The sequence below is a fragment of the Bradyrhizobium sp. NAS80.1 genome, from assembly GCF_001908205.1.
In the GTDB taxonomy this organism is placed as follows: domain Bacteria; phylum Pseudomonadota; class Alphaproteobacteria; order Rhizobiales; family Xanthobacteraceae; genus Bradyrhizobium.
The window spans coordinates 20,945-27,554 of record NZ_LGHL01000232.1 but is presented as its reverse complement, the minus strand read 5'-3'; the positions used below and the strand labels follow the sequence as shown (position 1 = coordinate 27,554).

Genomic DNA, 6,610 nt, shown 5'->3' with positions numbered 1-6,610 from the left:
TGGCCGCGGCGCCGCCGCGTCCGGCAGCTCCCCCGCATCCTGCGGCGCCCGCGGCCAAGAAATGCCCGCCCAACCAGCCGAAATGCTAGGGATCAGGGTGGTATCAGGGGAAGGGGCCTTTCGCGGACCGTAAACCTCCCGAAAGGCCCTTATTTCCTTGCTTCTGCCCGAAATGGCGCTATATAGCGCGCCATCTCACACGGAAACATGGCTCACAAGGCCGTCCGGTGGCTGCCGGGGCGAGAACGCTCCGTTTTGCTCACACGTTTCCGGAGGAACCAACCGGAGAATTAAAACGATGGCGCTACCCGACTTCACCATGCGTCAGCTGCTCGAAGCTGGCGTTCACTTTGGTCACCAGTCTCACCGCTGGAATCCGAAAATGGCTCCGTACATTTTCGGCGCTCGCAACAACATCCACATCGTCGACCTCGCGCAGACCGTGCCGATGCTGCACAACGCCCTGCAGGCGGTCAGCGACACCGTCGCCAAGGGCGGCCGCATCCTGTTCGTCGGCACCAAGCGCCAGGCGCAGGACGGCGTCGCGGACGCTGCCAAGCGCTGCGCGCAGTATTTCGTCAATTCGCGTTGGCTCGGCGGCACGCTGACCAACTGGAAGACGATCTCGGCTTCGATCAAGCGCCTGCGTCACCTCGACGAGGTCCTGGCGGGCGGGGAGGCCAATTCGTACACGAAGAAGGAGCGCCTGACGCTTCAGCGTGAGCGCGACAAGCTCGACCGCTCGCTCGGCGGCATCAAGGACATGGGCGGTCTGCCCGACCTGATCTTCGTGATCGACACCAACAAGGAAGACATCGCGATCCAGGAAGCCCAGCGGCTCAACATCCCGGTCGCCGCGATCGTCGACACCAATTCGGATCCCAAGGGGATTACCTATGTGGTGCCGGGCAATGACGACGCAGGCCGTGCGATCGCGCTCTATTGCGATCTGATCGCGCGTGCGGCGATCGACGGCATCTCGCGCGCCCAGGGCGATTCGGGAATCGATATCGGCGCGTCGGCTCGTCCGCTCGCTGAAGATCTGCCGGCTGCCTCGTCGAGCGGCTTCCAGGGCCTTGCCGGTCCGCGCGGCACCGCCGACGATCTCAAGAAGCTCCCGGGCGTGTCGGGTGCGATCGAGAAGAAGTTCAACGACCTCGGCATCTTCCACTACTGGCAGCTCGCCGAACTCGATCACGACACCGCGCACACGATCGGCGAAGAAGTCGGTCTGCCCAGCCGCGCGGATGCCTGGGTGGCCAAGGCCAAGGCGCTGACCGCGGAAGCGGAATAGTCAAAAAGAGCGATGGGTTGGCCGGACGGGATCCGGCCACCATTTCATTCAGTTGACGCGAATTCCTGAGATGGACCGCGGCGGGGGCAATTGGATGCCACGCCGCGGCAAACCGGCAGGCAAGAAGGATTTTCAACGATGGCAACGATCACAGCTGCGATGGTCAAGGACCTGCGCGAGTCGACCGGCGCGGGCATGATGGACTGCAAGGCCGCGCTGACCGAAAACGACGGCAACATGGAAGCGGCGCAGGATTGGCTCCGCAAGAAGGGTCTGTCCAAGGCCGCCAAGAAGTCGGGCCGCGTCGCGGCCGAGGGTCTGATCGGCGCGCTCACCAAGGGCACCAAGGGTGTCGTCGTCGAGGTCAACTCCGAAACCGACTTCGTCGCGCGCAACGGCCAGTTCCAGGGCCTCGTCAAGATGATCGCCCAGGTCGCATTCGACGTTGGCGCCGATGTCGAGAAGATCAAGGCCGCCAAGGTCGGCGACGTCACGATCGAAACCGCAATCAATGACGCGATCGCCACCATCGGCGAGAACATGACGCTGCGCCGCGCCGCTTCGCTCGAAGTGAGCCAGGGCGTCGTAGCGCACTACGTCCATGGTGCCGTGATCGATGGTGCCGGCAAGATGGGTGTGATCGTGGCGCTGGAATCGCCCGGCAAGGCCGACGAGCTCGCCGCGCTCGGCCGCCAAATCGCGATGCATGTCGCCGCCGCCAATCCGCTTGCGCTCGATCCGTCCGGCCTCGATCCGGCGGTCGTCAAGCGCGAGAAGGACGTGCTCGCCGACAAATATCGTCAGCAGGGCAAGCCGGAGAACGTGATCGAGAAGATCGTCGAGTCGGGCCTGAAGACCTACTACAAGGAAGTCTGCCTGCTCGAGCAGGCCTTCATCCACGACACCGGCAAGTCGGTGGCGCAGGCGGTGAAGGAAGCCGAAGGCAAGGTCGGCGGCCCCGTGAAGATCGCGGGCTTTGTGCGCTATGCTCTCGGCGAGGGAATCGAGAAGCAGGAAAGCGACTTCGCGGCCGAGGTCGCTGCGGCCAGCGGCAAGAAGTAAGCGCTGGAACGTTCCTTCCGGCGTGCCGCCGGAAGCGGCGCCCGGACAAGGAAAAGTGCTCATGACTGATCCGGTCTATCGTCGCGTCGTGATCAAGCTGTCCGGCGAATACCTCGCAGGACAGCAGGGTTTTGGCATCGATCAGCCGACCGTCGACCGGGTTGCGGACGATCTGATCGCCGCCCGCCATCTCGGCGCCGAGGTTGCGGTGGTGATCGGCGGCGGCAACATCGTGCGCGGCGTCGAGGTGTCTTCGCGCGGCGTGTCGCGCCCGACGGGCGACACCATGGGCATGCTTGCCACCATGATGAACTGCCTCGCGCTGGAAGCGGCGATCGAGCGCAAGGGCACGCCGGCGCGCACGCTGTCGGCCTTCGTCATGCCCGAGATTTCCGAACTGTTCACCCGCACCGCAGCGCACAAATACCTCGCCGAGGGCCGGATCGTGCTGCTCGGCGGCGGAACCGGCAACCCGTTCTTCACCACCGATACGACCGCCGTGCTGCGTGCCGCCGAGATCGGCGCGCAGGCGGTCCTGAAGGCGACCAATGTCGACGGCGTCTACTCGGCCGACCCGAAGAAGGATCCGACCGCCACACGGTTCGACCGGCTGACGCATTCGCAGGCGATCGAGGGTGGCTACAAGGTTATGGATGCGACCGCCTTCGCGCTTGCCCGCGAGACGTCGCTGCCTATCATCGTGTTCTCGATCGCGGAGCCGGGTTCGATCGGCGCGATTCTGCGTGGCAGCGGCCACGGAACCATCGTCGCCGGCTGACGGCTCATCGTCGTGCCCTGAGGAAAGGGCGCGGGAGAGGTCGCCGGGATTTTGAAGGAGAAGCGAGATGGCCACGGGTAATTTCGACATCAACGAAGTGAAGCGCCGCATGCAGGGCGCCGTCCAGTCGCTCAAGCACGAGCTTGGCGGCCTGCGTACCGGCCGCGCGTCGGCGTCGATGCTCGACCCGGTCCAGGTCGAGGCTTATGGCAGCCACATGCCGCTCAACCAGCTCGCCACCGTCAGCGTGCCGGAGCCGCGGCTGATCTCGGTGCAGGTCTGGGACAAGTCGATGGTGAAGCCGGTCGAGAAGGCGATTGTCGATTCCAATCTCGGTCTGTCGCCTGCGACCGAAGGCCAGGTCCTGCGTCTGCGCATTCCCGAGCTCAACGAGGAGCGCCGCAAGGAGCTCGTCAAGGTCGCGCACAAATACGCGGAAGCCGCCAAGGTCGCCGCGCGCCACGTCCGCCGCGACGGTCTCGACGTTCTCAAGAAGCTCGAGAAGAACCACGAGATGTCGGAGGACGATCAGAAGCGTCACGCCGACGATGTGCAGAAGGCGACCGACGGTACCATCGCCGAGATCGACCAGCTGCTGGCCGCCAAGGAAAAAGAAATCCTCACCGTCTAAGGCCGCCTCATGTCCAACGCCGCCGCGCCCGCAACGGAAGGACCCGACCGGTCCGACGCGCCTGCGCATGTCGCCATCATCATGGATGGCAACGGGCGTTGGGCGGCCGCGCGCGGCTTGCCGCGTGCGGAGGGGCATCGCCGCGGCGTGGAAGCCTTGCGCCGCGTGGTTCGCGCCTCGCACGAGCTCGGCATCCGCTATCTCACCATCTTCTCCTTCAGCTCGGAGAACTGGTCGCGCCCGGCGAGCGAGATCGGCGATCTCTTCGGCCTGCTCAGGCGCTTCATCCGCAACGATCTGGCGAGCCTGCATCGTGACGGCGTCAAGGTCCGCATCATCGGCGAGCGCGAGGGGCTCGAGGGCGACATCTGCGCGCTCCTGAACGAGGCGGAGGAGTTGACGCGCGACAACACGCGCCTGACGCTCGTCGTCGCCTTTAACTACGGCTCGCGGCAGGAGATCGCGAAAGCGGCGCAGAAGCTCGCGCGCGAAGTCGCGGAGGGCAGGCGCGATCCTGGCACGATCGACGCCGAGACACTCGGTGCCCATCTCGATGCGCCCGACATTCCAGATCCCGATCTCATCATCCGCACCAGCGGCGAGCAGCGGCTGTCCAATTTCCTGATGTGGCAGGCCGCCTATAGCGAGCTCGTCTTCGTGCCGATCCACTGGCCCGATTTCGACAAGGCGGCGCTGGAAAGCGCGATCGCCGAATTCGCCAGGCGCGAGCGCCGTTTCGGCGGCCTGGTCGCGAAAACCGCCTCGTGAGCGAACCCGGCGCCGCACCGGCAGGCTCCGCACCTGCCTCTAGCAATCTCGCGCTGCGAGTCCTCGCAGCGCTGGTGCTGGCGCCGCTCGCCATTGCGCTTGCCTATGTCGGCGGCTGGCTGTGGGCGCTTCTCGTCACCCTGGTTGCGATCGGGCTGCTCGCGGAGTGGCTGATGGTAGTTGGCGCGGGATCCGTTGCGCTGACCGCGTCCGGGACGATTGTCCTCGCCATTATGGGCTTCTGCGTTGCCTTCGGTGCGCTCAAGACCGCTGTCATCACCGGCCTCATCGGCGGCGCGGTCGTGACGCTGATCGCGCGGAGCAAGTTCGTCTGGGCGGCTGCCGGATTCGCCTATGCATCGGCGGCGCTGCTGGCCTCGATCCTGGTGCGCCAGGATCTCGTGAACGGCTTCGCCGCGCTGATGTTCGTGCTGCTCGTGGTCTGGGCGACCGACATCGGCGGCTATTTCGCCGGTCGCGGCATTGGCGGGCCGAAGCTGTGGCCGCGCGTGAGCCCGAAGAAGACCTGGGCCGGCGCGCTCGGCGGCTTTGCCGCGAGCCTGGCAGTTGCGGCCAGCTTTGCCACGTTCGGCGTCGGAAAGGCGGTTCCACTGCTGCTCGTCAGCGCCGTTCTATCGGTGGTGTCGCAACTCGGAGACCTCTTCGAATCCGCGATCAAGCGGCGCTTCGGGGTCAAGGATTCCAGTCACTTAATTCCCGGCCATGGCGGGCTTATGGACCGCCTGGACGGCTTTGTCGCCGCCATCCTGATGGCATGGATTATCGGCTTCCTCCGCCATGGTGTGCATAGCGCCGGAAGCGGTCTTGTGGTTTGGTGAAGATATGAGTGCGGTCCCATTGCGTAACAACAAGGCTGCGGCGTCTGCCGTCCGCAGCGTCACGGTTCTCGGCGCCACCGGCTCGATCGGCGACAGCACGATGGATCTGCTGCGCGCCTCGCCCGAGCGCTACCGTGTCGAGGCGCTGACGGCGAACGGTAATGTCGAAGCGCTGGCAAAGCTCGCGAAGGAATTTTCCGCGCGCTACGTCGCTATCGCCGACACCTCCAAGCTCGGCGAGCTCAAGGCCGCGTTGGCGGGAACGAGCACCGAATGCGGCGCCGGTGAAAGCGCGGTGATCGAGGCCGGCGCGCGTCCGGCCGATTGGGTGATGGCGGCTGTCAGCGGCGCGGCCGGACTGAAGCCGGCGCTGGCGGCGGTCGATCGCGGCGCCCATGTCGCGCTCGCCAACAAGGAATGTCTCGTCTGCGCCGGCGATTTCTTCATGCAGCGCGCGGCGAAAGCGGGCGCCTGTATCCTGCCGGCCGATTCCGAGCACAATGCGCTGTTCCAGGCGCTCAGCTCAGGCAATCGCGATGAGCTCGTTCGCGTCATCATCACGGCCTCGGGCGGGCCGTTCCGGACCTGGAAGAGCGCCGACATCGAACAGGCCACGCTCGCCCAGGCGCTGAAGCATCCGAACTGGAGCATGGGCCAGAAGATCACGATCGACTCCGCCTCGATGATGAACAAGGGGCTCGAGGTGATCGAGGCGTCCTATCTGTTCGCGCTGAGCCCGGACGAGATCGACGTCCTCGTTCATCCGCAGTCGATCATCCATGGCATGGTCGAGTTCTCGGATTGCTCGGTGGTGGCCCAGCTTGGCGCGCCCGACATGCGCACGCCGATCGCGCACTGCCTCGGCTGGCCCGACCGCATCAAGGGGCCGGCGGCCAAGCTCGATCTGGCCAAGATTGGCCAGCTGACCTTCGAGGCGCCGGACTTCGAGCGCTTCCCCGGCCTGCGGCTGGCCTATGATTCGCTCCGGACCGGGAAGGGGGCGACCACGGTCTACAACGCTGCCAACGAGGTCGCGGTCGCCGCGTTCATCGCCGGCAAGATCCGGTTCGGCGCCATTGCCCGCCTGGTCGAGGCGACGCTGGAGGATTGGATCCGTGGCGGGAACCAGGCGCCGCTGACCTCCGCCGACGATGCAATCTCCGTTGACCATGTCGCGCGAAATAGAGCTGCCGCCCTATTGCCTCAAATTGCCTTAAAGGCATCCTAGATGGTTCGGG

General features: G+C 65.4%; 7 protein-coding genes. All 7 read left to right on the top strand.

Annotated features, from left to right (window positions below):
* The first annotated feature begins 298 nt into the window (after positions 1 to 298).
* The 7 genes from AC629_RS38760 (at position 299) to dxr (ending at position 6,600) form a co-directional block, all read left to right on the top strand.
* Positions 299 to 1,294, top strand: coding sequence for a 30S ribosomal protein S2 (locus tag AC629_RS38760; RefSeq protein ID WP_084809956.1), 996 nt, complete (start codon positions 299 to 301; stop codon positions 1,292 to 1,294).
* A gap of 138 nt (positions 1,295 to 1,432) precedes the next feature.
* Positions 1,433 to 2,356, top strand: coding sequence for a translation elongation factor Ts (tsf, locus tag AC629_RS38755; RefSeq protein WP_084809955.1), 924 nt, complete (start codon positions 1,433 to 1,435; stop codon positions 2,354 to 2,356).
* Between the two features lie 61 nt (positions 2,357 to 2,417).
* Positions 2,418 to 3,134, top strand: coding sequence for a UMP kinase (pyrH, locus tag AC629_RS38750; RefSeq protein WP_084809963.1), 717 nt, complete (start codon positions 2,418 to 2,420; stop codon positions 3,132 to 3,134).
* Between the two features lie 67 nt (positions 3,135 to 3,201).
* Positions 3,202 to 3,765, top strand: a complete 564-nt coding sequence (frr, locus tag AC629_RS38745; protein ID WP_074120125.1) for a ribosome recycling factor — start codon at positions 3,202 to 3,204, stop codon at positions 3,763 to 3,765.
* 9 nt (positions 3,766 to 3,774) lie between these two features.
* Complete coding sequence (locus tag AC629_RS38740; protein ID WP_084809954.1) at positions 3,775 to 4,533, top strand: isoprenyl transferase; 759 nt, start codon at positions 3,775 to 3,777, stop codon at positions 4,531 to 4,533.
* Entirely contained in the window at positions 4,530 to 5,372 is an 843-nt protein-coding gene (locus tag AC629_RS38735; protein WP_143199784.1) for a phosphatidate cytidylyltransferase, read from the top strand. Before AC629_RS38740 ends, AC629_RS38735 begins: the two co-directional genes overlap by 4 nt.
* Before the next feature lie 4 nt (positions 5,373 to 5,376).
* Positions 5,377 to 6,600 (top strand): 1-deoxy-D-xylulose-5-phosphate reductoisomerase, encoded by a 1,224-nt coding sequence (gene dxr, locus AC629_RS38730; RefSeq protein ID WP_084809953.1) that lies wholly within the window; start codon positions 5,377 to 5,379, stop codon positions 6,598 to 6,600.
* Positions 6,601 to 6,610 lie beyond the last annotated feature (10 nt).

Bases quoted from the DNA above. Each gene is read 5' to 3' on its own strand.
- frr (WP_074120125.1), top strand. From the start codon at position 3,202: ATGGCCACGGGTAATTTCGACATCAACGAAGTGAAGCGCCGCATGCAG.
- tsf (WP_084809955.1), top strand. From the start codon at position 1,433: ATGGCAACGATCACAGCTGCGATGGTCAAGGACCTGCGCGAGTCGACC.
- AC629_RS38740 (WP_084809954.1), top strand. From the start codon at position 3,775: ATGTCCAACGCCGCCGCGCCCGCAACGGAAGGACCCGACCGGTCCGAC.
- dxr (WP_084809953.1), top strand. From the start codon at position 5,377: ATGAGTGCGGTCCCATTGCGTAACAACAAGGCTGCGGCGTCTGCCGTC.
- AC629_RS38760 (WP_084809956.1), top strand. From the start codon at position 299: ATGGCGCTACCCGACTTCACCATGCGTCAGCTGCTCGAAGCTGGCGTT.
- pyrH (WP_084809963.1), top strand. From the start codon at position 2,418: ATGACTGATCCGGTCTATCGTCGCGTCGTGATCAAGCTGTCCGGCGAA.